Origin of the sequence: Sphingopyxis alaskensis RB2256 (genome assembly GCF_000013985.1) — a bacterium.
Classification (GTDB): domain Bacteria; phylum Pseudomonadota; class Alphaproteobacteria; order Sphingomonadales; family Sphingomonadaceae; genus Sphingopyxis; species Sphingopyxis alaskensis.
This window is the reverse complement of the sequence record NC_008048.1, coordinates 22,121-48,817: the sequence shown is the minus strand read 5'-3', so window position 1 is coordinate 48,817 and position 26,697 is coordinate 22,121. Positions and strand designations below refer to the sequence as shown.

General features: G+C 66.4%; 22 protein-coding genes, 1 tRNA gene and 1 pseudogene. 13 read left to right on the top strand and 11 right to left on the bottom strand.

What is annotated here, in order from left to right:
* Nucleotides 1-47: 47 nt before the first annotated feature.
* Nucleotides 48-122, bottom strand: a tRNA-Gln gene (locus SALA_RS00255).
* 57 nt (nt 123-179) lie between these two features.
* Complete coding sequence (locus SALA_RS00250) at nt 180-1,265, bottom strand: branched-chain amino acid aminotransferase (RefSeq protein ID WP_011540388.1); 1,086 nt, start codon at nt 1,263-1,265, stop codon at nt 180-182.
* Nucleotides 1,266-1,341: 76 nt separating this feature from the next.
* Here SALA_RS00250 and SALA_RS00245 point away from each other — a divergent pair, with 76 nt between their 5' ends.
* Nucleotides 1,342-1,854, top strand: coding sequence for a MarR family winged helix-turn-helix transcriptional regulator (locus tag SALA_RS00245; RefSeq protein WP_041382876.1), 513 nt, complete (start codon nt 1,342-1,344; stop codon nt 1,852-1,854).
* Between the two features lie 16 nt (nt 1,855-1,870).
* On the opposite strand, the gene proC is transcribed toward SALA_RS00245, so the two are convergent.
* On the bottom strand, nt 1,871-2,701 hold the full coding sequence (gene proC, locus SALA_RS00240; protein WP_041382874.1) for a pyrroline-5-carboxylate reductase: 831 nt from the start codon (nt 2,699-2,701) through the stop codon (nt 1,871-1,873).
* A 17-nt stretch (nt 2,702-2,718) separates the two neighbouring features.
* Nucleotides 2,719-4,404, bottom strand: a complete 1,686-nt coding sequence (locus tag SALA_RS00235; protein ID WP_011540385.1) for an alkaline phosphatase family protein — start codon at nt 4,402-4,404, stop codon at nt 2,719-2,721.
* An 85-nt stretch (nt 4,405-4,489) separates the two neighbouring features.
* Here SALA_RS00235 and SALA_RS00230 point away from each other — a divergent pair, with 85 nt between their 5' ends.
* The 5 genes from SALA_RS00230 (at nt 4,490) to SALA_RS00210 (ending at nt 9,029) form a co-directional block, all read left to right on the top strand.
* Nucleotides 4,490-6,556 carry a protein-disulfide reductase DsbD family protein gene (locus tag SALA_RS00230; RefSeq protein WP_049754558.1) on the top strand — a complete coding sequence of 689 codons (2,067 nt, stop codon included), beginning with the start codon at nt 4,490-4,492 and terminating at the stop codon, nt 6,554-6,556.
* A 115-nt stretch (nt 6,557-6,671) separates the two neighbouring features.
* The gene (locus SALA_RS00225) at nt 6,672-7,412 is read left to right on the top strand and encodes a TlyA family RNA methyltransferase (RefSeq protein WP_011540383.1); all 741 of its coding nucleotides are present in this window, start codon (nt 6,672-6,674) and stop codon (nt 7,410-7,412) included.
* A gap of 61 nt (nt 7,413-7,473) precedes the next feature.
* Complete coding sequence (locus SALA_RS00220; RefSeq protein WP_011540382.1) at nt 7,474-8,025, top strand: TspO/MBR family protein; 552 nt, start codon at nt 7,474-7,476, stop codon at nt 8,023-8,025.
* 35 nt (nt 8,026-8,060) lie between these two features.
* Nucleotides 8,061-8,381, top strand: a complete 321-nt coding sequence (locus SALA_RS00215; protein ID WP_011540381.1) for an accessory factor UbiK family protein — start codon at nt 8,061-8,063, stop codon at nt 8,379-8,381.
* 141 nt (nt 8,382-8,522) lie between these two features.
* Nucleotides 8,523-9,029: a YbjN domain-containing protein gene (locus SALA_RS00210; RefSeq protein WP_041382871.1), complete on the top strand. Its 507-nt coding sequence runs from the start codon at nt 8,523-8,525 to the stop codon at nt 9,027-9,029.
* A gap of 2 nt (nt 9,030-9,031) precedes the next feature.
* Here SALA_RS00210 and SALA_RS00205 read toward each other — a convergent pair whose 3' ends face one another.
* From SALA_RS00205 to SALA_RS00185, 5 genes are all read right to left on the bottom strand, one after another.
* The gene (locus SALA_RS00205; RefSeq protein ID WP_011540379.1) at nt 9,032-9,985 is read right to left on the bottom strand and encodes a hypothetical protein; all 954 of its coding nucleotides are present in this window, start codon (nt 9,983-9,985) and stop codon (nt 9,032-9,034) included.
* Nucleotides 9,986-10,095: 110 nt separating this feature from the next.
* On the bottom strand, nt 10,096-12,717 hold the full coding sequence (gene metH / locus SALA_RS00200; RefSeq protein WP_011540378.1) for a methionine synthase: 2,622 nt from the start codon (nt 12,715-12,717) through the stop codon (nt 10,096-10,098).
* A gap of 122 nt (nt 12,718-12,839) precedes the next feature.
* Nucleotides 12,840-13,907, bottom strand: coding sequence for a homocysteine S-methyltransferase family protein (locus tag SALA_RS00195; protein ID WP_011540377.1), 1,068 nt, complete (start codon nt 13,905-13,907; stop codon nt 12,840-12,842).
* Nucleotides 13,904-14,842 (bottom strand): methylenetetrahydrofolate reductase, encoded by a 939-nt coding sequence (gene metF / locus SALA_RS00190; protein WP_011540376.1) that lies wholly within the window; start codon nt 14,840-14,842, stop codon nt 13,904-13,906. The genes SALA_RS00195 and metF overlap by 4 nt, the downstream gene beginning before the upstream one ends.
* On the bottom strand, nt 14,839-15,825 hold the full coding sequence (locus SALA_RS00185; protein WP_011540375.1) for an ArsR/SmtB family transcription factor: 987 nt from the start codon (nt 15,823-15,825) through the stop codon (nt 14,839-14,841). Before SALA_RS00185 ends, metF begins: the two co-directional genes overlap by 4 nt.
* A gap of 228 nt (nt 15,826-16,053) precedes the next feature.
* Between SALA_RS00185 and SALA_RS00180 the strand changes: the two genes are divergently transcribed.
* The 4 genes from SALA_RS00180 to SALA_RS00165 all read left to right on the top strand — a co-directional run bounded on the left by SALA_RS00180 (nt 16,054) and on the right by SALA_RS00165 (nt 17,971).
* Nucleotides 16,054-16,371, top strand: a complete 318-nt coding sequence (locus tag SALA_RS00180) for a hypothetical protein (protein ID WP_011540374.1) — start codon at nt 16,054-16,056, stop codon at nt 16,369-16,371.
* Between the two features lie 184 nt (nt 16,372-16,555).
* The gene (locus tag SALA_RS00175; RefSeq protein WP_011540373.1) at nt 16,556-16,852 is read left to right on the top strand and encodes a hypothetical protein; all 297 of its coding nucleotides are present in this window, start codon (nt 16,556-16,558) and stop codon (nt 16,850-16,852) included.
* Between the two features lie 75 nt (nt 16,853-16,927).
* The gene (locus SALA_RS00170) at nt 16,928-17,128 is read left to right on the top strand and encodes a hypothetical protein (RefSeq protein WP_041382869.1); all 201 of its coding nucleotides are present in this window, start codon (nt 16,928-16,930) and stop codon (nt 17,126-17,128) included.
* 144 nt (nt 17,129-17,272) lie between these two features.
* Nucleotides 17,273-17,971 (top strand): DJ-1/PfpI family protein, encoded by a 699-nt coding sequence (locus SALA_RS00165; RefSeq protein WP_011540372.1) that lies wholly within the window; start codon nt 17,273-17,275, stop codon nt 17,969-17,971.
* A gap of 143 nt (nt 17,972-18,114) precedes the next feature.
* Here the strand turns inward: SALA_RS00165 and SALA_RS17700 are convergent.
* Both SALA_RS17700 and SALA_RS00160 read right to left on the bottom strand, forming a co-directional pair.
* Nucleotides 18,115-18,228 (bottom strand): annotated as a pseudogene (locus SALA_RS17700) (IS630 family transposase); the annotation flags it as partial.
* 55 nt (nt 18,229-18,283) lie between these two features.
* The gene (locus SALA_RS00160; RefSeq protein ID WP_011540371.1) at nt 18,284-20,596 is read right to left on the bottom strand and encodes a patatin-like protein; all 2,313 of its coding nucleotides are present in this window, start codon (nt 20,594-20,596) and stop codon (nt 18,284-18,286) included.
* A gap of 203 nt (nt 20,597-20,799) precedes the next feature.
* Here SALA_RS00160 and SALA_RS00155 point away from each other — a divergent pair, with 203 nt between their 5' ends.
* The 3 genes from SALA_RS00155 to SALA_RS00145 all read left to right on the top strand — a co-directional run bounded on the left by SALA_RS00155 (nt 20,800) and on the right by SALA_RS00145 (nt 26,606).
* Entirely contained in the window at nt 20,800-22,950 is a 2,151-nt protein-coding gene (locus tag SALA_RS00155; RefSeq protein WP_011540370.1) for a TonB-dependent receptor, read from the top strand.
* A 3-nt stretch (nt 22,951-22,953) separates the two neighbouring features.
* A complete protein-coding gene (locus tag SALA_RS00150) occupies nt 22,954-24,039 on the top strand; it encodes a PepSY-associated TM helix domain-containing protein (protein WP_041383478.1) in 1,086 nt (361 codons plus the stop codon).
* A gap of 302 nt (nt 24,040-24,341) precedes the next feature.
* Nucleotides 24,342-26,606: a TonB-dependent receptor gene (locus tag SALA_RS00145; protein ID WP_011540368.1), complete on the top strand. Its 2,265-nt coding sequence runs from the start codon at nt 24,342-24,344 to the stop codon at nt 26,604-26,606.
* The last annotated feature ends 91 nt before the right edge of the window (nt 26,607-26,697 follow it).

Genomic DNA, 26,697 nt, shown 5'->3' with positions numbered 1-26,697 from the left:
GGAGAAACCTGGGGTTTTCCGTCCCTTGGCTGAGGCACAGCACCGGCTGGCTGGGGCGGCAGGATTCGAACCTGCGCATGGCGGTACCAAAAACCGCTGCCTTACCGCTTGGCTACGCCCCAACGGCCGGTGCGAGCGCGTCTATAGCGTCCGCGCCATCAATGGCAAGGCGGCGCGCGTCAGATCCGCGTCACCCAGCCATGGGGGTCGGCGGCGCGGCCGCGCTGGATATCGACGAGCCTCGCTTTCAGCATTTCGGTGACCTGGCCTTGACCACCCGCGCCGATGGTGAAGCTCTTCTCCCCGCGCGTCACCTTGCCGACCGGCGTAACCACTGCCGCGGTGCCGCAGGCAAAGCTTTCGGTTAGTCTGCCGCTCTCCGCATCGGCCTGCCACTGGTCGATCGCATAGGCTTCCTCGCGCACCGTGAGGCCCGCGTCATGCGCGAGCGTGATGATCGCGTCGCGGGTGATGCCGGGCAGGATCGTGCCGGTGAGCGGCGGGGTGACGAGGCTGCCGTCATCAAAGACGAAGAACATGTTCATGCCGCCCAGTTCCTCGATCCAGCGATGCTCGGCGGCGTCGAGGAAAACGACCTGATCGTGACCCTTGGCGATGGCTTCGCGCTGCGCGATCAGGCTCGCGGCATAATTGCCGCCGCATTTCGCCGCCCCCGTCCCGCCCGGCGCGGCGCGGGTATAATCCTCCGACACCCAGAGCGAGATCGCGGGGGCGCTCGACTTGAAATAATTGCCGACGGGCGAGGTGATGACGAGGAACTGATATTCGGACGCGGGCTTGACGCCCAGGAACACCTCGCTCGCAAACATGAAAGGGCGCAGATAAAGCGCGCCGCCATCGACCGGCGGGAACCAGTGCGCGTCGGCGGCGACGGCTTCCTTTACCGCGGCAATGAACAACTCCTCGGGCAGCTCGGCCATCGCCATGCGGCGCGCGCTGGCGTTGAAGCGCGCGGCATTGGCCTCGACGCGGAACAGCGCCATCGAGCCATCGTCGAGCCGGTAAGCCTTCAACCCTTCGAAGATTTCCTGTGCATAATGCAGCACCGCGGTCGCCGGATCGAGCGTCAGCGGCCCGCGCGGCATGACTTGTGCGTCGTGCCAGCCCTGCCCTTCGGTATAGCGAATCGACACCATATGGTCGGTGAACACCCGCCCGAACGCGGGATCGGCGATCGCCGCCGCGCGTACGTCATCGGCCACGGGACTGGGATGGGGCAGACGGGCGAAGGCGGGAGCGGACATCAAAAACACCTGTTGTTGGCGGTTTATGGAGCGCGCCTCTTGCCAAAGACCGGCGCGGCGCGCAACGGTAGCGACCATGCCGGATGACAATTTTCTTTCACAAGTTCCCGCCGCCTCTGCCCTTTTCTTGCGCGAGGAAGAGGTGCGCCGCGGCATCGAGTTTCTTTTTTTCGCCCATGCCTCGCTTTGGCGCGCGATCGACACGCCGCTCGCCGAAAAGGCGCTCGGACGCGCGCATTATCGCGCGCTCTATTTCATCGCGCGCCAGCCGGGGCTCACGATTTCGGACCTGCTGGCATTGCTCGGCATCACCAAGCAATCGCTGGGACGCGTGGTGAAGGAGCTGGAAGCGCGCGGCCTGGTGGCGACGCGGCCGGGCAATCGCGACCGCCGCGCCAAGGAACTGCGGCTGACCGACGCCGGCCGCGCCGCAGAGCGCGAGCTGTTCGGCGCGCTGCGCGACGCCATGAGCCGCGCCTATACCCATGCCGGGCAACAGGCGGTGACGGGTTTCTGGCAGGTCAGCGAGGCGCTGGTCCCGCCGCGCGACCGGCGCCGCATCGCGACGCTGGGGAAGGAGGCCGGTTAGAGCGGCGTGCTGTAAATCAGCCCTCGCCGCGTGCGATCTCGGCAAGCTCGCGCCCGCGATCGCGCGCCGCGCGCAGGACATTGGTGAGCAGCGCGGCGAGCTGGCCGTCGCTGTCGAGCACGTCGAGCCCCGCCTGTGTGGTGCCGCCCTTGCTCGCCACCTGTGCGATGAGCGTGCCGGGCTTTTCGCCGCTGTCGGCGAGCAGCGCGGTGGCGCCGCCGAAGGTCGCGGTGGCAAGTTTGAGCGCGTCCTCCGCCGACAGCCCCAGCCGCTCGCCCGCCGCCGCATAGGATTCGATCAGGCGAAACACGAACGCGGGACCGCTTCCGGTAAAGGCCGTGACGAGGTCCATCGTCGAATCGTCAGCCAGCGCGACAATGGTGCCGAGCGGGTCGAGCAATGCGGTGACCGCCGCCATGTCGGCCTCGCCGCTGCTCGCCACCGCCGACACGCCCGCGCCGATGCGCGCGGCGAGATTGGGCAGGATACGCACCTGCGCCTTTGCAGCCGGAAAGCGCGCGGCAAGGTCGGCGAGCGAAACGCCCGCGAGGATCGAGAGGAGGTGCGTGTCGCCGGTGACGACGTCGGCAAGGTCGCCCGCCACCTCGCCAAGCTGCTGCGGCTTCATGCCCAGCATGATCCAGTCGGCGCCGCCGCCCGCGGCGCACCATTCGGCAAGCGACGCGAACTGAACGACGCCCTCGCGCGGCGCGGCAAGCGGATCGACGATCGCAACGCGGTCCGCGCCCAGCCCCGATGCCAGCCAGCGATCGAGCATCGCGCCGGCCATGTTGCCGCACCCGACCAGCAGCATCCGGCCCTGAAAATCCTTCAATCTCTTCGTCATGATCCCCTGGTCTTCATTTATTGTTGGCAACTGCTGTCCGGACCCGAAACCAGGTCGAGGCAGCGGCCATCGATGGCGCCCGCATCGACCGGCAGGCCGATCAGTGCCGCGAGCGTCGGCATGATGTCGACCGTCATCACGGCATTGGGCTGCTCGAACCCGGCAAGGTCCTTGCGCCAGAAGATCATCGGCACGCGGCGGTCATAATCCCACACCGATCCGTGCGTCGCGACATAGCCCACGCCCGGTTCGGCGATCGGGGTGACGCGGGGCTTGAGCGCGACGATGAAATCGCCCGACCGGTCGGGGTGAAAGGAAGCGCGCAGCCGGTCCATCACGCTCCACATATCGGGCGCGCGTCTGGAGATGGGATGCGCCGCCAGTTCGTCGCGGGTCGCGACCATTTCGACCTGCGGATGCGCGCGCAGGCGCGGCAATATCTCGGCAAGCGCGGCTTTGCGCTGCGCAGCGGTCAGGGCCTTCGAGAGATAATAGTCGCCGCCCTCGCCATGGAGCAAAGGCTGCGGCAGGCCCAGCTTTTCGGCTACCTCATTGCCCAGCGCCTCGGGGTCCAGCGCCGTGTCGATGCGCTGCGCGTCGGGCCACGCATTCTGGCGGTTGCGTTCGGGGAGGTCGTGCCCGCCATGATCGGCGGTCAGCACGACGGCATAGTTCATCCCGGTCGCATCGAGCCGCGCAAGAAAATCGCCAAGCTCGCGGTCGAGGCCAGCGAGTTGCAGGCACATTTCGCTGCCCTCGGTCCCCGTGCCGTGCCCGACATAATCGGTCGCCGACAGGCCGATGATCAGCAGGTCGGTGCCGCTGCCTTGGCCCATCCGGCGCGCCTGACGCAGCGCGGCGGCGGTCGCAAGCACCGCGCCATCGGCTTCGGGTGAGGCCAGGAAGCGGCGGAAATCGCCCGCATCGCGCGCCATTCGCCCGGTGCCGACCGACGCGCCGTTCGCGAGCGGGATCGCAATATCCTGCGCCGCACATTCGGCGGGCAGCGTCAGCGGCCCGCGCGGCTGGTTGATCGCCGCGGCGATCACCGTAGCCGCGCGCTCGGCAGTCGGCGACAGCGCCTTACCGCGATAGCTGGTGAGGCCGGTGGGCGCGAGCCACAGCGTCTCGTCGGCGCGGTGCCCGCCCATCATGATCGCGGCGCGGTCCTTGCCCGCGACCGACACGACCTGCGCCTGCGGATCGCGCGCCTTCATCAGATCGCCGAGCGTCGGGACGAGCAGATGCTTGACCGACGGCGCATATTTGCCGCTGCCCGAACTGGTGTCCGGCACCGTTTCGTCCTCGGCGCAATAGACGCGCTTGTCGGCGCGCGCGACCGACAGGTCGAAATAATTGTTCGCGACGACGCCGGTGCGCGCGGGGTGGCTGCCGGTCAGGATCGTCGAATGGCCGGGGCAAGTCTCGGTCGCGCCGTGCGCCTGATAGGCCGAGGGAAAGACGACCCCCGTTGCGAGCCGCGCAAGACCGCCGCGGAAGCGGCCACGATATTCGGCGAAGAGATCGGCCGACAGCTGGTCGACCGCGATCACGACGAGCAGTTTGGGGGCCTGGATCGCGGCGGTCGCGCGGCGCGCGGCGGGCGCCGCCTCCTGCGCGACCGTGGTTCCGGCACCGGCAAGGCAAAGCGCACCCACAAGGGCGGCGATCGGATATTTGAGCTTCACGGGCGGCGTCTCCATCGGGCGGGTGTCAGCGCGGGCTGTCCTCTCGACGAAAGCCGCCTATATGGCAAGCCTTCGAACGGCGAACGGCCGCAGACGGAGCATGAAATTGGCGAGTGAGGCTTTTGTGACACGCATCGGACGGGCGCTGGCCGCCCTGCTCGCCGCCCTGTTGCTGGCCGCCGGTCCGGCGCGGGCGCAGGCGACGCACATCTCGCCGCGACTGGTCGCCGAATCGGCGATGCCCGCGCCCGGTGGCACGACGACGCTGGCGCTGACGATGACGCCCGAAAAGCCCTGGCACGGCTATTGGGTCAATGGCGGCGACGCGGGGTTCGGCCTGACGGTCGAGTGGAACCTGCCCGACGGCGTGAGCGTCGCCCCCTTTCGCTACCCTGTGCCCGACGCGCTGATTCTCTTCGGCATGATGAACCATGTCTATGAGCATCCCTATGCGTTGCTCGCCGAACTCCGCGTCGACCGGTCGGTCGCGCCGGGCAGCGACCTCACCCTGTCGGGCGTCGCCAACTGGCTGGCCTGCACCGACAAGGTGTGCGTTCCCGAACGCGCGGTGATCTCGGTCGAGCTGACCGCGGGCGACGGGACGATTCCCGCCGGAGCGCGCGCGCGCTTCGACGGCTGGCGCGCCCTGCTGCCCCAGCCGCTCGACCGCGCGGGTCGCTGGGAGCGCCGCGGCGGCAGCGTGCGTTTCGCCATTCCGCTTCCCGCCAGCGTCGCGATCGACGCGCCGCATCTGTTCGTCGAAACGCAGGATGTCATCGACTATGCCGCGCCGCAGCGTTTCAGCCGCCGCGGCGACCACATCATTGTCGAGACGTCCGCCAAGGGGGCCCGCGAAGGGCCGGTGACGGCATTGCTCAGGACCGGCGAGGGACGCGGCCTGTCGCTGAGGCTCGTGCCGGGCCCGGTGCCCGCCGCGGGCGAACCCGTTGCGACGGACGCGGCGGGCATAAACATGGGGCTGTTCTGGACTGCGTTCGGCGGCGCAATTCTTGGCGGATTGATCCTCAACCTGATGCCCTGCGTCTTTCCGATTCTGAGTCTGAAGGCGCTAAGCCTTGCGCGGTCGGGCGGCGACGCGCGGACAGCAAGAATCGAGGCGCTGGCCTATACCGCCGGCGCCATCCTCACCGCCCTGCTGCTCGGCGGCGCCTTGCTCGCGCTGCGCGCGGCGGGCGAGCAGGTCGGCTGGGCATTCCAGCTTCAGCATCCGGTGAGCGTGCTCGCGCTGTTGCTCCTTGCACTCGCGATCACGCTCAATTTGCTTGGTTTCTACGAACTGCCCTCGTTCAGCGGCGGTCAGGCGCTTGCGGATCAGGGCGGCGCAGCGGGCGGTTTCTGGACCGGCGCGCTCGCCGCCTTTGTCGCAACACCGTGCAGCGGGCCACTGCTCGGCGCGGCGCTCGGCGCGACCCTGGCGCTGCCCGCATGGGCCGCGCTGCCGGTTTTCGGCGGGCTCGGACTGGGGCTTGCCTTGCCCTTCCTCGCGATCGGCTTTGTCCCCGCGCTCCGGAATCGCCTGCCCAAGCCGGGGCCGTGGATGAGCAGGTTTCGCCGCTGGATGGCGCTGCCGATGGGACTGACGACGCTCGCGCTGGTCTGGCTCCTCTGGCGCCAGCTCGGCAACGGTGACCAGCTTATCTGGCCGGCGGTCGCGGTCGCCATGGCGCTCGTGCTGCTCACCCACTATGGCGCGATCCAGCGCGGCGACCGGCGATCGTGGCTGCTGATTGCGTCCGGTCTGCTCTTTACCGTCAGCCTTGGCGCCACGGTCGCCGAGGTGGCGAGGGCCGAACGCACCGCCGAGGGGAGCGGCTCAACCTTCTCCCCCGATGCACTCGCCAAGGCGCGCGCGTCGGGCAAACCGGTCTTTGTCTATTTCACCGCCGACTGGTGCCTGTCGTGTAAAGCGAACGAGGCGGGCGCGATCAACCGCGCAGCTGTGCAGGCAGCGTTCGACAAGGCGGGGGTCGTCACGCTGGTCGGCGACTGGACGAACGGCGATCCGGTCATCACGCGCACGCTGGCCGAGCACGGCCGCAACAGCGTGCCGCTCTACCTCTGGTATGCGCCGGGCGCGGATAAACCCGAGATTTTGCCGCAGATCCTGACGCCGGGAATGCTGATCGATAAGGTTGGGGCCAAGTGATCGCCCTTGGTCGTCATTGCGAGCGCAGCGAAGCAATCTCCCGCTATCGCCCTGCCTTGCCGATAGCTGGAGATTGCTTCGTCGCTTCGCTCCTCGCAATGACGGGAGAAATGTGATGGCGAAGGTCCGCGCCGACCAGCTGCTCGTTGACCGCGGCCTGGCCGAAAGCCGGACGCGCGCGCAGGCGCTGATCCTCGCGGGACTGGCCTTCGTCGGCGACCGCAAGATCGACAAGGCGGGGCAGCAGATCGCCGCCGATGCCGCGCTGAGCGTGAAGGGCCGCGACCATCCGTGGGTGTCGCGCGGCGGGATCAAGCTCGACCATGCCCTCTCCCATCTGGGCTGGGACGTCACCGGCGCGGTCGCGATCGACGTCGGATCATCGACCGGCGGTTTCACCGACGTGCTGCTGAGCCGCGGCGCGGCGCGCGTTTATGCGGTCGATTCGGGCACCAACCAGCTCGCGTGGAAATTGCGGCAGGACGATCGCGTCATCGTCCACGAACAGACGAGCGCGCGCATCCTGACCGCGAAGCATATTCCGGAACCCGTCAGCCTTGTCGTCTGCGACGCCAGCTTCATCGCGCTGTCGAAGGTGCTGCCGGTGCCGATGTCTTTCACCGGGCCCGGAGCGCGTCTCGTCGCGCTGATCAAGCCGCAGTTCGAGGCCGAACGCCATGAGGTCGGCAAGAAAGGCGTCGTGCGCGACGTTGCCGTTCATGCGCGTGTTTGCGCCGACGTGCGCGCTTGGCTTACCGGCAAAGGCTGGGACGTGGTCGATCTGGTCGAAAGCCCGATCACCGGCCCCGAAGGCAATGTCGAGTTCCTGATCGCGGCGATCAAGCGAGCGGGTTGACGCTGCGCCGCACAATCGCGAGACACATGCAACGGATTCGCCGGTGGGGGATATTGCCGACATGACCGAAATCGCAACGCCGGGCCAGCTTCGCATGTCCTACCTCCGCTGGGCGCTCGTCACCGTTCCCGCCATCGTCCTCATCGGCAGCCTGATGGGCATCCTTTCGAACAGCGGTTATGACAATCGCTGGTTCGCCGCGCTCGACCTGCCGGCGATCACCCCGCCGGGCTGGGTGTTCGGCATCGTCTGGCCGATCCTGTACATCATGCTCGGCCTGTCGCTCGCGATGATTCTCCACGCGCGCGGTGCAAAGGGGCGCGGCTTTGCGCTGCTGCTCTTCTTCGTCCAGCTGATCGCCAATTTCGCATGGTCGCCGCTCTTTTTCGGCCAGCATCAGGTGACGAACGCGCTCTATCTCATCATCTTCATCCTGATGGTGTCGATTGCCACCGCCTTTGCCTTTGCGCCGATCCGCAAGGCCGCGGCGTGGCTGCTGGTGCCGTATATGGCGTGGCTGAGCTTTGCCGCGATCCTCAATTTCCAGATCGACCAGCGCAATCCCGGCGCCGAAACCCTTGTCCCCGCCGCCGCGACCACCCAGATAGGCTAAAGGCAAGGGGTGTCCCCGACGAAGGAATATCAGAGATGCAGAGCGAAAACCGCTTTTTCGACGACCTCGCCAAGATGGTGAACGGCATTGCCGGGACGGTGGCGGGCGCCGGACGCGAAGCCGAAGCCGCGATGCGCGAGCGCGCGAAGGAGTTTGTCGGTCGCATGGATTTCGTCAGCCGCGAGGAGTTCGAGGCGGTGAAGCAGATGGCGGCCACCGCGCGCGCCGAAGCCGAAGCGCTGAAAGCGCGGCTCGACAAGCTGGAGGGCGCGGCGAAGGCTGCTGCCAAGCCTGCCGCTGCGACCAAGTCCGCGACGAAGCCTGCCGCGAAGCCGAAAGCAGCACCCAAGGCGTAATCGTCGCCCCCGCGCAGGCGGGGGCCGCTGTCGGTTTACTTGGCGGCGCAGGAAAAGGCCGATGGCGGCCCCCGCCTGCGCGGGGGCGACGTTTTGCGTCGATGACTCGCCACCCGACCAAACACTCGCTAAAGCGCGCCTATGAGTGACGATATTTACGAAGATGATGACGGTCAGGACGCGGCGCCGATGGATATGCTCGCCTCCTATTTCGCCGCGCACGACTGGCCGCACGAGATGGTCGGCGAGGACGAGATTGTCGCGACCGCGCAGGGCAGCTGGACGACATACGAACTGCGCGCGGTGTGGCGCGCCGACGATGGGGTGATCCAGCTCCTCGCCTTTCCCGACATCCGCGTGGCCGACGACAAGCGCGCCGTCGCGCACGAGGCGCTGGCGATGATCAACGAGCAATTGTGGCTCGGCCATTTCGAGCTGTGGTCGAACAGCGGCACCATCCTCTATCGCCACGGGATGCTGCTCGGCGCCGATGCTGCGCTGCCACTCGACCTCACCGAAACGCTGGTCGAAAGCGCTATCGACGAATGCGAACGCTTTTATCCGGTGTTTCAGTTCGTGCTGTGGGGCGGCAAGACCCCCGCAGAAGCGCTCGCCGCCTCGCTGATCGAAACGCGCGGCGAGGCATAAGCCTACCGCTTTTCGAAACGCGCCAGCCCCGCGCCCAGCTCGTTCGCGCCGATCGCCAGCGCCTCGCCGCTCCAGTCGGCGACAAACACCGATCGGCGGCCCATCCCCGCGGGCAGGCTGGCGCGATTGCCTTCGATGACGAGGCCGCGCGACGGATTCTTGCGCTCTTCGGCCGCGACCGCGATGAAGGCCGAATAATTTTCCTTGTCGCGCCCCTGCACGAACAGATTGCCTATAATCCGCCCGGTCGAACCGGATGGCAGGTCGATCATATAATTGGTGCCGGTGCCCTGCGTGTCGTCGAAGCTGTTGTCGCTCACATCGACGCGGGCCGCGCGCGTTTTCAGATAATGGCCGCCGCTGCCCTTTTCAAAGCGGGCGCGGGTGACGGTCACGCGGCCATAGAGGCCGGTGTAGACGCTGTGCGCGCAGCTGAGGCCGCGATCGCAGCGGCCGAGCCGCGAAAAGGTCGAGCGGTCGATGGTCAACGCCGCCTCGGGATCGTCGGCGGTCAAAATGCCCTGTTCGCTGTTGCGGAACATCGCGTTCACGACGTCAAGGTCGCTCGTCTCCAGCCGGATGCCCGCACCATTGCCGTCGGGGACGCGCATATTCTGGAACACAAGGCCGTCGACGCGCGCGCCCTGCCCCCGCAGCACCAGCGCCGCCTTGCCCTCGCACGTCACGCCATCGAAGATCGCGCGTCCGGGTTCGGACGCGACAAAGGCGATGCGGCCCGCGGTCTGTACGGCGCAGTCGCGATGATAGCCGGCCGCGATGCGGATCGTCCCCTCGCCCTCGCCGATCGCATCGACGGCGTCCTGAAGGCGCGTAAAACCACGACCATCGACGTGATAGGGCGCGCCGCCACTTTGCGCAGGCAACGGCGCCGGTGCGAGCAGCAATGGAAGAGCGAGCAGCGGCAGCAGCGGCCGACGAAGGAGCGATCGGATCATGCGTGCCGTATAGCGCCCTTCGGCACGGCGGTCGTTCGCGAAGCTGGTTAACGGCACGCCTGTCTCGCTTTCGGACAGGCGCGCCGATCGGAATTAATGGCTAGAGCGCCTCAATCCAGATTGGGCCGCAGCCAGCGCGTCGCGGTTTCCAGATCGACGCCGCGTCGCCGGGCATAATCCTCCAGCTGGTCACTGCCGATCCGCGCTACGCCGAAATACTGGCTTTCGGGATGGCCGAAATAAAAGCCGCTCACCGCCGCGGTCGGCAGCATCGCAAAACTTTCGGTCAGCACCAGCCCGGCATTCTCTCCCGCGCCAAGCAGATCGAACAGGATCGGTTTCAGGCTGTGGTCGGGGCACGCCGGGTAACCGGGCGCCGGGCGGATGCCGCGATATTCCTCCTTGATCAGCGCTTCGTTGGTGAGCTGTTCGCCCGGCGCATAGCCCCATAATGTGGTGCGGACATGCTGGTGCAGCCGCTCGGCAAAGGCTTCGGCGAAGCGGTCGGCGAGCGCTTTGAGCAAAATGTCCGAATAATCATCCTTGTCGGCGCGGAAGCGCTCCGAATGCGGCTCGATCCCATGGATGCCGACCGCAAAGCCGCCGATCCAGTCACCCGCCGGGTCGATGAAGTCGGCGAGACACATATTGGCGCGGTCGCGGCTCTTCTTGATTTGCTGGCGCAGGAACGGGAGCGTCACATGGCGCTCTTCCTCGGCAAGGTGGATGACAATATCGTCACCGTGCCGCGCACACGGCCAGAAGGCGCAAACCCCACGCGCCGTCAGCCATTGCTCCGCAATAATCTGGTCGAGCATCGCATCGGCATCGGCCTTGAGCGCCCGCGCCGTCTCCCCGACCACCTCGTCTTGCAGGATCGACGGCCAGGTTCCATGCAGTTCCCATGCGCGAAAGAAGGGCGTCCAGTCGATATAGTCGCGCAGGTCCGCGAGCGACCAGTCGTCGAAGCGGTGGAGGCCGGGCTGGAGCGGCGGTGCGGGCTTGTCGCTCAAATAGGCATCGTAATAATTGGCGCGCGCCTCCTCGATGCTCAGCAGCACGCTTTGCCCCTTGCCCGCGCGCACGTCGCGGACATGGGCGTAATCATTCTTATACCCCTTCACATAGGCATCGCGCCCGGTGTCGCTGACCAGCGCGGTCGCGACGCCGACCGCGCGGCTGGCGTCGAGAACGTGGAGCACCGGCCCCTGATAGGCCGGGTCGATGCGCAGCGCGGTATGGACCTTCGACGTCGTCGCGCCGCCGATGAGGAGCGGAATCGTCATGCCCGCGCGCTGCATTTCCTCGGCCACCGTCACCATCTCGTCGAGTGAGGGGGTGATGAGGCCCGACAGACCGATCATGTCGGCGTCATTCTCGTTCGCGGCCTCCAGGATCTTGCTCCACGGCACCATCACGCCCAGGTCGATGATTTCGAAACCGTTGCACTGCAGCACGACGCCGACGATATTCTTGCCGATGTCGTGGACGTCGCCCTTGACGGTCGCCATCACGATCTTGCCCTTGCCCTTTGCTCCCGGCTCCTTCGACGCCTCGATGAAAGGCAGCAGGTGCGCGACCGCCTTTTTCATCACGCGCGCCGATTTGACGACCTGCGGCAGGAACATTTTGCCCGACCCGAACAGGTCGCCGACGACGTTCATCCCGTCCATCAGCGGCCCTTCGATCACCTCGATCGGACGATCCATGGCGCGGCGCATTTCTTCGGTATCTTCGACGATATGCGCGTCGATGCCCTTGACCAGCGCATGTTCAAGGCGCTTTTCGACCGCCCAGCCGCGCCATTCCTCAGCCGCCTTTTCCTGCGCGGCGTTCGTTCCCTTATAGCGTTCGGCGAGCGCAATCAGCCGTTCGGTAGGGCTGAGCTCTTCGCCTTCGACCTTGCGGTTGAGGATGACATCCTCGCACGCGGTCCTGAGTTCGGGGTCGATCGTGTCATAGACGTCGAGCTGCCCGGCGTTGACGATCGCCATGTCGAGTCCCGCGGGAATTGCATGGTAGAGAAAGACGCTGTGCATCGCGCGGCGCACGGTCTCGTTGCCGCGAAAGCTGAACGACAGGTTCGACAGCCCCCCCGAAAAATGCGCGTGCGGACAGCGGACGCGGATCTCCTTCACCGCCTCGATGAAATCGACCGCATAATTGTCATGCTCCTCGATCCCCGTCGCGACCGCGAAGATATTGGGATCAAAGATAATGTCCTCGGGCGGAAAGCCGATGGTCATCAGCAGCTTGTAGGCACGCTCGCAAATCTCGACCTTGCGCTCCCTGGTGTCGGCCTGTCCGACCTCGTCGAACGCCATGACGACGACCGCGGCGCCATAGGCCATGCACTTCTTCGCATGGTCCAGGAATTGCTCCTCGCCTTCCTTCATGCTGATCGAATTGACGATCGGCTTGCCGGGAACGCACTTCAGCCCGGCCTCGATCACGCTCCATTTCGAACTGTCGATCATCACCGGCACGCGCGCAATGTCGGGCTCGGCGGCGATGAGCTTGAGGAAGGTCGTCATCGCATGTTCGGCGTCGAGTAGGCCTTCGTCCATATTGACGTCGATGATCTGCGCGCCATTTTCGACCTGCTGGCGCGCGACCTCGACCGCCGCGGCATAGTCGTCGGCGAGGATCAGCCTCTTGAACGCCGCTGAACCGGTGACGTTGGTGCGTTCACCGATGTTGACGAAGGTGGAGGAGGAAAGGGTTTCGGTCATCGGGCTCTCTTCTCCCCTCCCGCTTGCGGGAGGGGTCGGGGGAGGGTCTGTTTCAAATCTCGGGCGGCGCCGTCGGACAGGGACAGCCCCTCCCCTAACCCCTCCCGCAAGCGGGAGGGGGACTAGGCGGCCGCCATCGTGAATGGCTCCAGCCCCGCCAGCCGCGTCCGCACCGGCACCTCGGGCACCTGGCGCGGCGCCAGCCCCTCGACCGCCTTCGCCATCGCCGCGATATGGTCGGGCGTCGAACCGCAGCAGCCGCCGAGGATATTGACCTGCCCATGCTCGGCCCATTCGCGGACGAGTTCGGCTGTCGTCTCGGGCAGCTCGTCATATTCGCCAAGCTCGTTCGGCAAGCCCGCATTGGGATAGACCATCACCAGCGCATCGGCGATGTCCGACAGAACCTTAACATGCGGGCGCAGCTGCGCCGCGCCGAACGAGCAATTGAGCCCGATCGTCATCGGTTTTGCATGACGCACCGCATACCAGAAGGCCTCGACCGTGTGCCCCGACAGATTGCGGCCCGACAGGTCGGTCAGGGTCATCGAGATCATCAGCGGCAGTTCGCGCCCCAACGCCGCTTCGGCTTCCAGCGTCGCGGCGATCCCGGCTTTCGCATTCAGCGTGTCGAAGATGGTCTCGATCAGGATGAAATCGGCGCCGCCTTCGGCCAGCGCGACCACCTGTTCCAGATAGACGTCCTTCAATTCGTCGAAGTCGATCTCGCGAAAACCCGGATTGTTGACGTCGGGCGACAGCGACAGCGTCTTGTTCGTCGGCCCGACCGCGCCAGCGACGAAGCGGCGACGGCCGTCCTTTTGCTGCATCGCATCGGCCTCGCGGCGGGCGAGGCGCGCACTGGCCAGATTGATCCCGGCCACCAGATGCTCGGCGCCATAATCGGCCTGGCTGATGCGATTCGCGCTGAAGGTGTTGGTTGCGATAATATCGGCGCCCGCGACAAGATAGTCGCGCATGATGTCCGCAACGATATCGGGCCGCGCCAGGTTGAGATAATCGCCGTTGCCGCGCGGATCGATCGACAGGCCGTGTTCGGCCCCGTCGACGCCGACATAGGCGTTGCGATGCTGAAAGGCGGTACCGAAGGGCCCATCCTTGATGAGGATGCGCTGCTTCGCCGCCTCTTTCAGCGCGTCGCGCGCGCTGCTGGCCAATGACGATGTCATGCTGCCCGATCCTTCAATGTCGATACTGGCCGCAGCCCCAGCAAATGACAAATGGCATAGCTGAGTTCGGCGCGGTTCAGCGTGTAGAAATGGAAATCGCGCACCCCCCCTGCATAGAGGCGGCGGCACATTTCGGCGGCGACCGTCGCCGCGACGAGCTGGCGCGCCGCCGGGTGGTCGTCGAGCCCATCGAACAGCGACACCATCCACGCGGGGATCGCGGTACCGCACATGTCCGCCATCCGCCGCGTCTGCGACACGTTCGACACGGGCAGGATACCGGGGATGATCGGCGCGTCGATTCCCGCCGCCGCCGCGGTGTCGCGAAAGCGGAGGAAACTGTCGGGCGAAAAGAAGAATTGCGTGATTGCCCGGTTTGCACCCGCGTCGAGCTTGCGCTTCAGATTGTCGAGGTCGGACTGTGGACAATCGGCATCGGGATGCACTTCGGGATAGGCGGCGACCGAGATGTCGAACGGCGCGATCGCCTTCAACCCCGCGACGAGTTCGACCGCATTGGCATAGCCGTCGGGGTGCGCGCGATAGGGTCCGCCGCCCGGAACGTCGCCGCGCAGCGCGACGATATGGCGCACGCCCGCATCCCAATAGGCGCGCGCCACCTCGTCGATTTCGGCGCGCGAGGCTTCGACACAGGTAAGGTGCGCCGCGGGCGGCACCCGGCTCTCCGCCGCGATGCGCGCGACCGTGGCATGGGTGCGCTCGCGGGTCGACCCACCGGCGCCATAGGTGACCGAGACGAAGCTGGGGGCCAGCGGTTCGAGCGTGCGGAACGTATCCCACAGCTGCGCCTCCATCTTCTCCGACTTCGGCGGGAAAAACTCGAAGCTGACGCCGACGTCGCCGTCGAGATTGGCGAACAACGGCGACGCCGCCGCGCGGCGCGCTTCCGCCAGCGCGTCGAGATTCGCGGTCATGCAGCAAGCCTTTTCGTCGGTCCGCCGTCGCTGACGGGGGGTTGATCCTGGTCGCTCCGGCGACGTCCGAGCCAGAGCTTGACGGCCAGCTTCCCGCCTTCGAGCGTCTGTGTGGTTTCGAGCAGCAGGCCCGCCGAGGCGAACCAGCCGCGGATCTGCGCGTCCGAAAAGCCGAGGCGGGCGTGCGCGGCAAGCGTGCGCAATTCCTCATCCTCGTGCGGCGCGAAATCGACGATCAGCAGGTGGCCGCCGCCGCGCAGCACCCGGCTCGCTTCCGCGATCACGCGATCGGGTTCGTGCGCAAAATGCAGCGCCTGATGAATGACGATGCTGTCGACGCTCGCGTCCCCCACCGGCAACTCCAGAAAATCGCCCTGGATCAGGTCGACGGGCACCGGCTGTCTTTCGAGCTTGGCGCGGGCGATCCGCAGCATTTCGGGGCTGCGGTCGAGGGCGGTGATGCGGCGCGCGGTCGGAGCAAAAATCTCTGCCATCCGCCCGGTTCCCGTCCCGATGTCGAGAAGGTGGCCAAGGCGGCGGTTGTGCATCATCGCCAGCATCGCCGCTTCGACCTCGCTTTCGGCGACATGGCGTGAGCGAATGGCATCCCATTCGGCAGCATGTTCGGCGAAATATCGCGCGGCCGCTGCCGCGCGTTCGGCGCGCACCGCCGCAAGGCGACGCGCATCATGCGCGATCACGCGCATTTCGCGCGCAGAAAAAGGCCATTTGTCCGCTTGCGCGATGATTGCGGCGATCGGCCCATCCGCGACGATGCGCAGGAATACCCAGCTTCCCTCACGGCGCCGCTCGACGATCCCCGCTTCGACCAGGATGCGGACGTGGCGGGAAACACGCGGCTGGCTCTGGTCCAGAACCACCGCCAACTCGCCGATCGCCAGTTCCATCTCGCGCAGCAAGGCCACGACTCGCAAGCGGGTCGGATCGGCCAAGGCCCGGCAAATGTCGATCAGCTCGCTCATCAATCATCATATAAAGCTTTCTTTATATCTGGTCAACCAAGTCTCATCCCGCGATTTCCGCGCTGCGCGCGCAGACCATCGACCGATTGCGATGAAAGGCGGGGAACGAGACAAAAAGGTCGTTGCACGCCTTTTGGCGAGACGGTAATTCTGCGCGCGATTGGCATTTTTCGGGATCGATCCGTTCCTGTGCCGGTCGGTCAGTTCAATTGAGAGGGGTATTCCCACATGAAAAAATCGATCACGCTGTCGCTCGTCCTCGCCGCTTCGCTCGGCCTCGCCGCCTGCGCTGAAAAGGCTGCCGACGACGCAGCTGCCACCGATGACGCCGCCGCGACCGTTGAAGGCGCGGCTGATGGTGCGATGGAAGCGGCCGAGGGCGCTGCCGACGCGGCCGCCGCTGCGGGCGACGCCGCCGACGCCGCGGGCGATGCCGCCGCTGCCGGCGACGCCGCCACGGCCGCCGACAAGGCCGCCGAAGCTGCGGACGCCGCCAAGGAAGCGACCGACGCCGCCAAGGGCGCGATGGAAGAAGCCAAGAAGTAATTTTCTTTCAGGCTTTTATCGGCTGATGAACGAAGAAGGGGCTGTCGGTTCGCCGACAGCCTCTTTTTCTTTCGGGCCGCGCCCTGACCATCGGCACGGCGCAGCACCGTGGTTGCCAAGCTGCGGATCGGTCGTTAGGTCTCACCCCATGGCCCCGGTGGCCATTGCATTCGAAAGGAAACCCATGCGCAAGATCATTATCGCTTCGATGGCCGCCGCGGCCTTCAGCCTCGCCGCCTGTTCGGAACAGACCCAGGACGCGGCCGCCGACACCGCCGCATCGGCCGGCGAAGATGTCGAAGCCGCGGGCGAGGCCATGGCCGAAGGCGCCGCCGATGCCGCCGCCGCGACGGCCGAAGCCGCCGACGACGCGGGCAACGCTGTCGAAGGCACGGTGAACGCTGCCGGCGACGCCGTCGAAGCTGCTGGCGACAAGGTCGCCGAAGAAACCGCCAAGGCCGAAGCCAACGACAAGCAGTAAGTCGTCGCTTCGCCTTCGGGCTGATATGGGGCTCCATCCGGCAAGGGTGGAGCCCTTTTTCATGGGAGCAGAGCGATGGGCAAAAAATCGATGGTGATCATGGCATTGGCCTTGTTCGGTTTCGCCCCTGGTTGCAGCCGCACCGACAACGAACCCGGCCCGGGCGGGGTAACGATCAGCGAAGCCAAGGCGCTCGATGACGCGGCGGCGATGCTCGAAAGCCGGGACAGCGGCGGCGCCGCAAATGGCGCCGCCGGGGACGGCACGGACAAATAGGCTTCCCGCCGCATCCGCGCCGCGCTATCCTTGACGCGCCCCGCAACTGACGCTTGAGGATGGAGTCCTGTCGGCAAGCAGGGCGGACCCTTTTGGCCTCCAGCCGCGCGCCTGGGTGATCCATGATCTGCGAAGGACCATCCGATGACCGACATGTCGGCCACCAACATCGTCTTCCTGCTGTTTCCCGGCGTCACCCAGCTCGATTTCACCGCGCCCGCGCAAGCGCTGAGCCGGATGCCGGGCGCGGTTGTCGCAGGGGCCGCCTCCAGCCTTGCCCCGATCGCGACCGACAGCGGCTTTGCAATCGTGCCGACGCACGATTTCGCCTCTGCGCCGCAGGCCGATATCTTGTGCGTGCCGGGCGGGCATGGCGTCGCCGAGGCGCTGGGTGATGCCGCGACGATTCATTTCATCGCCCGGCAGGCCGCGCGCGCCGCATGGGTCACAAGCGTCTGCACGGGCGCCTTCCTGCTCGGGCGCGCGGGGCTGCTCGCGGGCAAACGCGCGACGACACATTGGGCTTATACGCATTTGCTGCCGCTGGTCGGTGCCGAACATCAACCGGGCCGCGTCGTCGAGGATGGACAGATCGTGACGAGTGGCGGCGTTACGTCGGGGCTCGATTTTGCGTTGACGCTGATCGCCAGACTGAAAGGAGCGGCGGTGGCGCAGGCGATCCAGCTCGCAATCGAATATGATCCCGCGCCGCCCTTCGCCGGCGGCCATCCGGACCGCGCACCCGACGCGGTGACGACCGGGCTGAAACAGCGTGTCTATGACGCCGCCGCTGCACGCATGGAGGCGGCGCTTCGCGGCGAGGGCGTGATCGTCTTGGATTGAAGCGTACCGGTCGTTCCCGAGATAGTTTGCGCATTCGTTTGGTGCGAAGGCGGCGAGCAGACCGGCGCGTTTCCAACTTGTATCGACGGATCGTTCGTTTGTCTTTCGCAGGACGTCTTGAGCTTGGCGAAGGCCTGTTCGATCAGAGCGGTCGCGACGCTGACCCCAAACTGCGCCGCAGCGGCCCGTGCCGATGCGCCCGACGCCATCGCACCAACCACATGCTCCCCAAGATCAATCGAACAGGTTCGGCTCATCGCTGCCCGCCTTCTGCCCAGCCAACAGGTTGAATCAGATATACAGCACGCCGCTCTAGCCAATCTCTTGCCGCAATTGCGCGATCAACGCCGCAACCTTCGGCAACCGCTTTTCCTCTTGATCGAGGATCGCGTGAAACGCGCGACGTTTCATCGCCGCAAGCTCCGCAGCGGGCAGCGCGCCCTCGCCGGTCACGCTCGACGCCACGATGTCGATCAGCCGGTCGGCGCCGTGGAGGCGGCCCCATAGATAGTCATTCTCGCGGTAGGCGCGGCTGAAGAAGGCGCCGAAACTGTTGAACTCGATCCCTTTCAACATTGCCGCCGCGCCGCCGCTGCGGATCGCAGTCGCGTCGGACGGCGAGATGCGGTCGATCTTGATCGGGTCATATTCGTCGAACCCCTCGCCCTGGAGCAGCGGCAGGGTCGCGATGTCGTAAAAGGGATAGCCCAGATAGGCGAGCAGCAGCACGCGGCGGTCGTCCTTCGGCATCGCGGCGAGCCCGGCGGCGATCAGCGCGTCGGCCTCGCTGTCGACGATGGCGAGGTCGCGGCGTGCCGCGATCGCGTCGATCCAGTCGCCCGGCCCGGCGTCGGCGGGGAGGTCGAGGTCGGCCAGCCAGGCGTCGCCCTGCCGGTCGAGATAGAGGCCGAGCGCCGCGAAGATCGCGTCGCGCATTGCGTCGCACGCGGGGTCGCGCGCGTCGCGCTTCGCCTCGACCGCGGTGTCGAGCTCGCGACCGAGGAAACGCAGACGGCGGATACGAAAGCCAAGGTCGTGGGTACGGAAAAAAGCGATCGCATCGCCGCTCGCCCCCGCCCCCTTCTTCCCTGAAATCCGGTCGAGCCCGCGTGCGCGCACCTCGTCCCACAGCGCAAGGCGCCGGTTCGCGCGATGAATTGCGCCCTCGGCAGGGAGCAGCCGGTCGATCAGCCGCGCCAGTTCCTCGACCACCGCCGACAATTTGAGGTGACCATAGGGCGCAAAGGCAAAACCCGCGCGCGCCGCGGCCTGTTCCTGCGCCTTCGCGCGCCATTTCCGGAGCCGCGCAAGCGTCGGCGTGTCGAGGAAAAAGGTCGTGCCGAACAGCGCCGCGACCTGTTCCTCGACCTCGACCTTCATCGCATCGACGATATGCTGCATCCGCCGGATGCGCCGCGACATGCCCTCGATCACCTCGACATTGTCGCGGATCGGCTGTTCGCGCGGGATTTCGGACAATGCGCCGAGGATGGTCGGCACAAAACCCGGCAACCGCGGGTCGTCGCTGTCGGCAGCGTCGCCGGGCCTGCCGAAGCTGATCGAACGAAAGTCGGGCTTGGGGTCGATATAGACGAAGCGGCGGTCGATCTCACGCCGCGCGGGGCGCTGCTTGAGCGCCGCGATCGCGGGGCGAAAGGGCGCGTTGGCGAGCACCGAGCCGTCGATGAGCACGCGGTCGGCCGCATCGCCCGCCTCGCCCCGCGGCAATTGCGCGCGGACGAAGGCGTCGCGGCCGGGCCAATCCAATCCGCGCTTTTCGAGCACGCGGTCGATTTCGCGCAGCGTGAAGGGCGGGAAGGCACCGGGAAAGCTGGCCGTCGCACGCGCCGCCGCCGCGAGCCCCGGCACATCGTCGAGCCGCTTGCCCGTCCGGCCGTCCTCGCGAAAATGCAGGATCAGCCGATGCTCGTTCTCGGTCACGCGCGGCGGGCTGTTGAGCGCAAGCGGGACGCTGTGCCCGGCAAAATCGGTGACCGACACGAACAGGTCGACCGGCTGGCCATCCGGCACCAGCACCGGCCCGCGCGGCGCCGCGTCCATCGCGGCAAAGGCGTCGAACAGCAGGTGCGAGAAGGTCTCGCCGCCAAAGGGGGGTTCGAACCAGCGCGCGCGCACGAAGCGCGAAAGCTTGGCGCGCACCTCGTCCTGCGCCGCTTCGCCCACCGTCCGGTCGATGCTGTTGCCGCGCCGTTTCATCGCCCAGCCGGCGATCGGCACCGCCCAGAACTTTGTCATTCTCGACAGCGGCCGTGCGTCGGGGTCGAGCAGATTGTCGACGTCGGCGCTGTCGAGCCAGAGGTCGGTGAGCGGATCGAGCGATTCGCCGGTCGCCAGCGCACGCGCGAGGAAGATGCCGTTGATCCCCCCCGCGCTCGCGCCCGCGACGATGTCGGTAAAGACGCGCAGCCGCACATTGCCGTGCGCCGCAATCGCACCAAGCAGGTCGCGATAGACCGCACCCGTGCCGCCGATCGCCCCGCCGTCGTGAAAGGCCCGCGACGCGGCGGCGAGCCGCCACACTTCCTTGGTGACGCCGTGCATGTAGACGGCAAGACTGATGCCGCCATAGCAGATGAGGGCGAAGCGCAGTTCCTTTTCCCGCATGGCCAGGGTGATAGCGCGGAACGGCGCGCGGCGTCACCCCTTGTCCCGCGAGGTCGCGACGTCACCGTGGACCGGGCGTCGGCTTGTCGGTCATCGCGGCGAAGCCAATGTCCGCAAGCGGCCCATGCATCTTGCCTCCGCACGATTCCCCTTGCCTTTGCGAATGTGTCGCACTAGCGGCCACTGCCGAACAGGAGTTGATAATGAATCGCAAATGGCTCGCCGCCGCCCTGCTTTCGGGCGCGCTTCCCTTCCCCGCACTGGCGCAGGACGCGCCGCCTGTCGACGAAGCGCTGGCGGGGGACGCGGGCGAAACGATCATCGTGACCGCCGCGCGCACCATCCTGCCGCCAAACGCGCTGCCGCTGACGATCGACATCATCGAAAAGGATGCGCTCGACCAGCAGATCGCGATTGCCGGTTCGGTCACCGACGCGGTTGCGACCCTCAGCCCCAGCTTCTCGCCGACGCGGCAGAAGCTGTCGGGCGCGGGCGAAACGCTGCGCGGGCGCTCGCCGCTCTATGCGATCAACGGCATCCCGCAATCGACCCCGCTGCGCGACGGCAGCCGCGACGGCTTCACCATCGACGGCTTTTTCGTCGATCGGGTGGAACTGATCTTCGGATCGAACGCCTTGCAGGGGATCGGCGGCACCGGCGGCATCGTCAACCAGGTGACGGTCGGCGCGCCGACCGACGAAGGCGTTTCGGGCCGCGCGCTGCTTCAGGCGAGCGCCGACAATGATTTTTCCGACGAAGGCATGGGCGGCAAGGTCGCGGGCCTCGTCCAGTACAAGGCGGGGCGCTTCGACGCCTCGGTCGGCGCCGCCTGGGAACGCCGCGGCGTCTTTTTCGACGGCGAGGGCCGCCGCGTCGGCATCAACCTGACGCAGGGCGAGACGCAGGATTCGGAGACGCTCTCGCTGTTCGGCCGCTTTGGTTACGCCGTGACCGACACGATGCGGCTCGACCTGATCGCCAGCCGCTTCGAGCTGGAAGGCGACGGCGACTATGCCGCGGTCGCGGGCAACAAGGCCGCGGGCCTGCCGACGAGCGCACGGCCGGGGACGCCGCCGGGCGTCCCCGCCACGAACCGCACCGAAAGCGTCTCGCTGTCGCTGACCGACAGCAATTTGGGCGGCGGCAATTTCATCAGCCAGATTTTCTGGAACCGCAGCCGCGACACCTTCGGCGGCGAACCCAATCCGATCGCGACCTTTCAGGACGCGGCGATCGCCCCCATCGGCACCCTGTTCGACCAGTCACAGAACCGCAGCCGCAAATATGGCGGCAAGCTGAGCTATGAGCGCGCCGTGCCGGGGCTCGAGGCGCTGACGCTGATCGCGGGCTTCGACGCGCTGTGGGATTCGACCGAGCAGCGGCTGATCGCGACCGACCGCGTCTGGGTTCCGCCGACCGATTTTCGCAGCCTTGCGCCCTTCGGCCAGGCGAACCTCCAGCTTGCGGGCGGGCTCGTCCGCCTCGCGGGCGGCGTGCGCTACGAAAATGTGAAGATCAGCATCGACGATTACACGACGCTGGCCTCCGCGGGCCGCACCTTCGTTTCGGGCGGCAGCCCGACCTTCGACGACGTGCTGCTGAACGGCGGCGTCATCGTCGAGCCCATGCCCGGCATCCGCGCCTATGCGAGCTATGCCGAGGGATATACGGTGCCCGACGTCGGCCGCATCACGCGCGCGGTGCGCACCCCCGGCGTCGACATCGACAGCTTCCTCGACATCTCGCCCATCGTCTCGAACAACCGCGAGCTGGGCGTCGAGGTGAAGCGCGGCCCGCTCGACGCCAGCGCGACCTATTTCTGGTCGTCGAGCAAGAAGGGGCAATTGCTCATCGCGCGTCCCGACGGCATTTTCGACGTCCAGCGCCAGCGCGTCGAAATCGAGGGGCTGGAAATCAACCTGGCGGTCAAGATGCCGATCGACGGGCTGACGCTGTCGGCGGGCTATGCGCATATCGTCGGCCAGTTCGACGATGACGCGGACGGGCTGGTCGAAACCGACCTCGACGGCGCGAACATCTCGCCCGACCGGCTGAACCTCGCTGCGGCCTATGCGAACGGTCCCTTGTCGGCGCGGGTGCAGACGCAATTCTATCTGGCGCGGACCTTCCGCGGCCCGAACCGCGACGCGCGCAACGATTTCGAGGGCTACAATCTGACCGATGCGATCGTCCGCTATCAGACCAGCCTCGGCGGGGTGAGCCTCGCGGTGTCGAACCTGTTCGACCGGCAATATATCAGCTACGCGAGCGACACCCAGCGGCCGACCGACAATTTCTTCAATTTTGCCGGGCGCGGCCGCACCTTCACGCTCGGCTGGGATTATCGCTTTTAAATGATGAAACTGCTCGACACGCTGCACCGCTGGACGGGGGGGCTCATCGGCCTGGTGCTCGCGCTGCTCGGCCTGTCGGGCACGATCCTGCTTTACGAGCATCTGTGGATCGGCGTGCCGGGCGCGGGCGATCCGCTGCGAGGCGATCTTGCCACCGTCGCCGCGGCCACCGAAAAGCTGATGGCGGCACAGGGGACGCAGGGCATCATCTATGCCGACGAACGCTTCGGGCTGCACCAACTGCGGCTCGCAGAAGGTGCGGGCGCCTATGCCAGTCAGTCGGGCGAGATTGTCACGCGCTGGGCGAGCCAGTGGGAGCGGCCCGAACTCTGGCTCTTCGATTTCCACCACCATCTCTTCGTCGGCGACAATGGCGAATGGGTGATCGGCGTCGCAGGGCTTGCAGGGCTGTTTTTCGTGATCAGCGGCGTCATCCTGTGGTGGCGCACACGGCGGACTTTCCAGCTTCGCCTGTGGCCCAAAAGGATGAGCCGCCCGTCGGTCCTGATGCACCACCGCGACCTCGGCATCGTCGCCGCGCCCTTGTTGCTGATTTCGATCGTCACCGGCACGATGATGATCTTCCGCCCGTTCGCCCTGGGGGTGGTCGCCCCCTTCGGATCGCCCGCCGAAACCGCGAAGGCGCTCGATCTGCCGAAATACATGGGTGGCCCGCTTGCCGAAAAGCCCGATTACACCGCGATGCTGACCAAAGCGCACCGCCGCTTCCCCGACGCCGAGTTCCGCATCCTCAGCCTGCCGCGCAAGGATGGCGACCCGATCAGCCTGCGCATGAAACAGCCCGCCGAATGGCTCCCCAATGGTCGCACGACCCTGTGGTTCGACGCCGCGACCGGCGACGTGCTGGGCGCGCGCGATGCGCTCGCGATGCCGCCGGGGGCGCAGGCGTTCAACATGGCCTTCCCGCTCCATGCGTCGAGGGTCGGCGGCTGGGCATGGCGCAGCTTGCTGACGGTTTCGGGACTTTCGCTGACGCTGCTTGGCAGCCTCGCGGTATGGACCTTCTGGTTCAGGCGGCCGAAAACGGCGAAGCGCGCAGCAAAGAAGACAGCGCTGGCTTCGGCCTAGGCGCAAAAGGCTGCGTTGGGTTGGTAAGCGGGGGTTAGAGCGGCGATTGGCGCTCGATTGCACCCCCCTCCCCACCACCGCTTTGCGGCGGGTCCCCCTCGCCATGGCCGTCGGCCACAGGGAGGATATACAGCACGCCGCTCTAACCCGCCTCCCGCATCGCCCCGAAAGTGCAGCAATTGGGCAACACTGCTGACACGAACGACGGCGGCGCGGCGCTCGGGCGTTGACCGTGCGGCGCGTGCGCGGCAACGGCGGGAAAATTGTCTACCTACCCGCTTCACTTTCGAAAAGGACAGGTCATGCGCCATCTTCCTTCCGCCCTTGCCATGAGCGTCGCCCTCGCTGCCGCCGCGGTCGCCCCCGCCGCCGCACAGGAGGCTTCGGTCGTCGCCGCCGAAGAAGGCAGCGGCCTTGGCGACATCGTCGTCACGGCGCAGCGCCGCGAGGAAAGCCTGCAGGATGTGCCGGTGTCGGTCAGCGTATTGTCGGGCGACACGCTGGGCGCGATCACCTCGACCGGCGCCGACATCCGCGCGCTCGCGGGCCGCGTCCCCAGCCTCAACATCGAAAGCTCCTATGGCCGCTCCTTTCCGCGCTTCTATATCCGCGGCCTCGGCAACACCGACTTCGACCTCAACGCCTCGCAACCGGTCAGTCTCGTTTACGACGAGGTCGTGCTCGAAAACCCGATCCTGAAAGGCTTTCCGATCTTCGACCTCGACCGCGTCGAGGTGCTGCGCGGGCCGCAGGGCACGCTCTTCGGCCGCAACACCCCCGCGGGCATCGTCAAGTTCGACACCGTCAAGCCCGGCAAGACCGGCGGCTATGCGCGCGCCAGCTATGGCCGTTACGGCACCAGCCAGGTCGAAGTCGCGGCGGGCGCCGCCGACGACAATGGCTTTTCGGTGCGCCTCTCGGGCCTCTATCAGCATCGCGACGACTGGGTCGACAATATCGCCACCACCGCAAAGGACGATCTCGGCGGCTATGACGACATCGCCGCGCGGCTCCAGTTGCAATATGAAAACGGCCCCTTTACCGGTCGCGTAACCGGGCAGGTTCGCGTCTTCGACGGCTCGGCGATCATCTTCCGCGCCAATACGCAGCTGCCGGGCAGCAACCGCCTTGTCGGCCTCGGCGGCGCGGACACCGCGTTCGAGCGCGACAAGGTGTGGCAGGACGGAATCAATTTCCAGAAGCTCAACACCTATAATGCCGCATTGAACCTCGAATATGATTTCGGCGCGGTGACCGCCTATTCGATCACCTCCTACTGGAACGGCAATTTCAAGAGCCGCGGCGACATCGACGGCGGCTTCGGCGCGGTATTCCTGCCCGTATCGGGTCCCGGACTGATTCCCTTCGCGGCGCAGAGCCAGGACAATGTGCCCAGCCTCGACCAGTTCACGCAGGAAATCCGCATCGCCTCGAACAACAGCGGCGGGCTCGGTTACCAGTTCGGCGCCTTCTATTTCGACGAAGGGCTCGACATCACCAGCTTCGATTTCGGCGGTCCGACCGACGCAGCCCCTGCGGCGATCGCGGTGCAGCGGCAGGACAGCGAAGCCTATGGCATCTTCGGTTCGGTCAATTACGCCTTCGAGGGCGGCCTGACGCTTCAGGCCGGCGCGCGCTACAACCACGACACGCGCGATTTCGTCGCGGCGCGCCCGGTCGAAACGCGCCCGATCTTCGTCGTCAATCCGAACACGCCGGTCCCGCCCCAAAGCGCGAGGGTCAAGGGCAAGCTGCTGACATGGGACGCCAGCGCGACCTGGGAAGCGTCGGACGCCGTGACGTTCTACGCCCGCGTTGCGCGCGGCTATCGCGCGCCGTCGGTGCAGGGCCGCCTGACCTTCTCGCGCGTGATTTCGACCGCCGATCAGGAAGAAACGATGTCGTATGAGGCGGGGATCAAGACCGCCTTCCTCGACGACCGCGTCCGCTTCAACCTCACCGGCTATTATTTCGATACCAAGGATCTTCAGCTGACCGCGGTCGGCGGCACGGCGAACGTCGCCAGCCTGCTCAACGTCGATGCCAAGGGCCATGGGATCGAGGCCGAATTGCAGGCGGCGCCTGCGCGCGGGCTGACCTTCAGCGTGGGCGGCGCGTGGAACGTCGCCGAGATCGACGATGCCAACGCTTTTGTCGCGGGCTGTGGTTCGGCGACGCCGTGCACGGTGCTCGACCCGCAGCGGCCGGGCAGCCCCGGCATCTTCTCGATCGACGGCAACCAGCTGCCGCAGTCGCCCAAGTGGACGCTGAATGCGACCGCGGGTTATGAAATCCCCGTCGGCGACGGCGCCATCTATGCCTTCACCGACTGGTATTACCGGTCGAAGGTGCAGTTCTTCCTCTATCAGTCGGTCGAGTTCTCGGACGACAAGATGATCGAGGGCGGGCTGCGCGTCGGCTACCGCACCGACCGTTTCGACGTCGCGGCCTTTGTGCGCAACATCACCAACGATGAATCGCCGACCGGCGGCATCGATTTCAACAACCTGACGAGCTATGTCAACGAACCCCGCATCTGGGGCGTCGAGGCGGGCGTGAAGTTCTAAAGGCCCGGCAACCTCCCCGTCGCCCGGCGATGGGGAGGGGTGCCGCTTTGGGGTGGAGAGCGTCCCTCGATGATCCTCCCCATCGACTTGC

Excerpts from the sequence above, each read along its gene's own strand:
- SALA_RS00250 (WP_011540388.1), bottom strand. The coding sequence starts at position 1,265 with ATGTCCGCTCCCGCCTTCGCCCGTCTGCCCCATCCCAGTCCCGTGGCC.
- SALA_RS00245 (WP_041382876.1), top strand. The coding sequence starts at position 1,342 with ATGCCGGATGACAATTTTCTTTCACAAGTTCCCGCCGCCTCTGCCCTT.
- proC (WP_041382874.1), bottom strand. The coding sequence starts at position 2,701 with ATGACGAAGAGATTGAAGGATTTTCAGGGCCGGATGCTGCTGGTCGGG.
- SALA_RS00235 (WP_011540385.1), bottom strand. The coding sequence starts at position 4,404 with ATGGAGACGCCGCCCGTGAAGCTCAAATATCCGATCGCCGCCCTTGTG.
- SALA_RS00230 (WP_049754558.1), top strand. The coding sequence starts at position 4,490 with ATGAAATTGGCGAGTGAGGCTTTTGTGACACGCATCGGACGGGCGCTG.
- SALA_RS00225 (WP_011540383.1), top strand. The coding sequence starts at position 6,672 with ATGGCGAAGGTCCGCGCCGACCAGCTGCTCGTTGACCGCGGCCTGGCC.
- SALA_RS00220 (WP_011540382.1), top strand. The coding sequence starts at position 7,474 with ATGACCGAAATCGCAACGCCGGGCCAGCTTCGCATGTCCTACCTCCGC.
- SALA_RS00215 (WP_011540381.1), top strand. The coding sequence starts at position 8,061 with ATGCAGAGCGAAAACCGCTTTTTCGACGACCTCGCCAAGATGGTGAAC.
- SALA_RS00210 (WP_041382871.1), top strand. The coding sequence starts at position 8,523 with ATGAGTGACGATATTTACGAAGATGATGACGGTCAGGACGCGGCGCCG.
- SALA_RS00205 (WP_011540379.1), bottom strand. The coding sequence starts at position 9,985 with ATGATCCGATCGCTCCTTCGTCGGCCGCTGCTGCCGCTGCTCGCTCTT.
- metH (WP_011540378.1), bottom strand. The coding sequence starts at position 12,717 with ATGACCGAAACCCTTTCCTCCTCCACCTTCGTCAACATCGGTGAACGC.
- SALA_RS00195 (WP_011540377.1), bottom strand. The coding sequence starts at position 13,907 with ATGACATCGTCATTGGCCAGCAGCGCGCGCGACGCGCTGAAAGAGGCG.
- metF (WP_011540376.1), bottom strand. The coding sequence starts at position 14,842 with ATGACCGCGAATCTCGACGCGCTGGCGGAAGCGCGCCGCGCGGCGGCG.
- SALA_RS00185 (WP_011540375.1), bottom strand. The coding sequence starts at position 15,825 with ATGAGCGAGCTGATCGACATTTGCCGGGCCTTGGCCGATCCGACCCGC.
- SALA_RS00180 (WP_011540374.1), top strand. The coding sequence starts at position 16,054 with ATGAAAAAATCGATCACGCTGTCGCTCGTCCTCGCCGCTTCGCTCGGC.
- SALA_RS00175 (WP_011540373.1), top strand. The coding sequence starts at position 16,556 with ATGCGCAAGATCATTATCGCTTCGATGGCCGCCGCGGCCTTCAGCCTC.
- SALA_RS00170 (WP_041382869.1), top strand. The coding sequence starts at position 16,928 with ATGGGCAAAAAATCGATGGTGATCATGGCATTGGCCTTGTTCGGTTTC.
- SALA_RS00165 (WP_011540372.1), top strand. The coding sequence starts at position 17,273 with ATGACCGACATGTCGGCCACCAACATCGTCTTCCTGCTGTTTCCCGGC.
- SALA_RS00160 (WP_011540371.1), bottom strand. The coding sequence starts at position 20,596 with ATGCGGGAAAAGGAACTGCGCTTCGCCCTCATCTGCTATGGCGGCATC.
- SALA_RS00155 (WP_011540370.1), top strand. The coding sequence starts at position 20,800 with ATGAATCGCAAATGGCTCGCCGCCGCCCTGCTTTCGGGCGCGCTTCCC.
- SALA_RS00150 (WP_041383478.1), top strand. The coding sequence starts at position 22,954 with ATGAAACTGCTCGACACGCTGCACCGCTGGACGGGGGGGCTCATCGGC.
- SALA_RS00145 (WP_011540368.1), top strand. The coding sequence starts at position 24,342 with ATGCGCCATCTTCCTTCCGCCCTTGCCATGAGCGTCGCCCTCGCTGCC.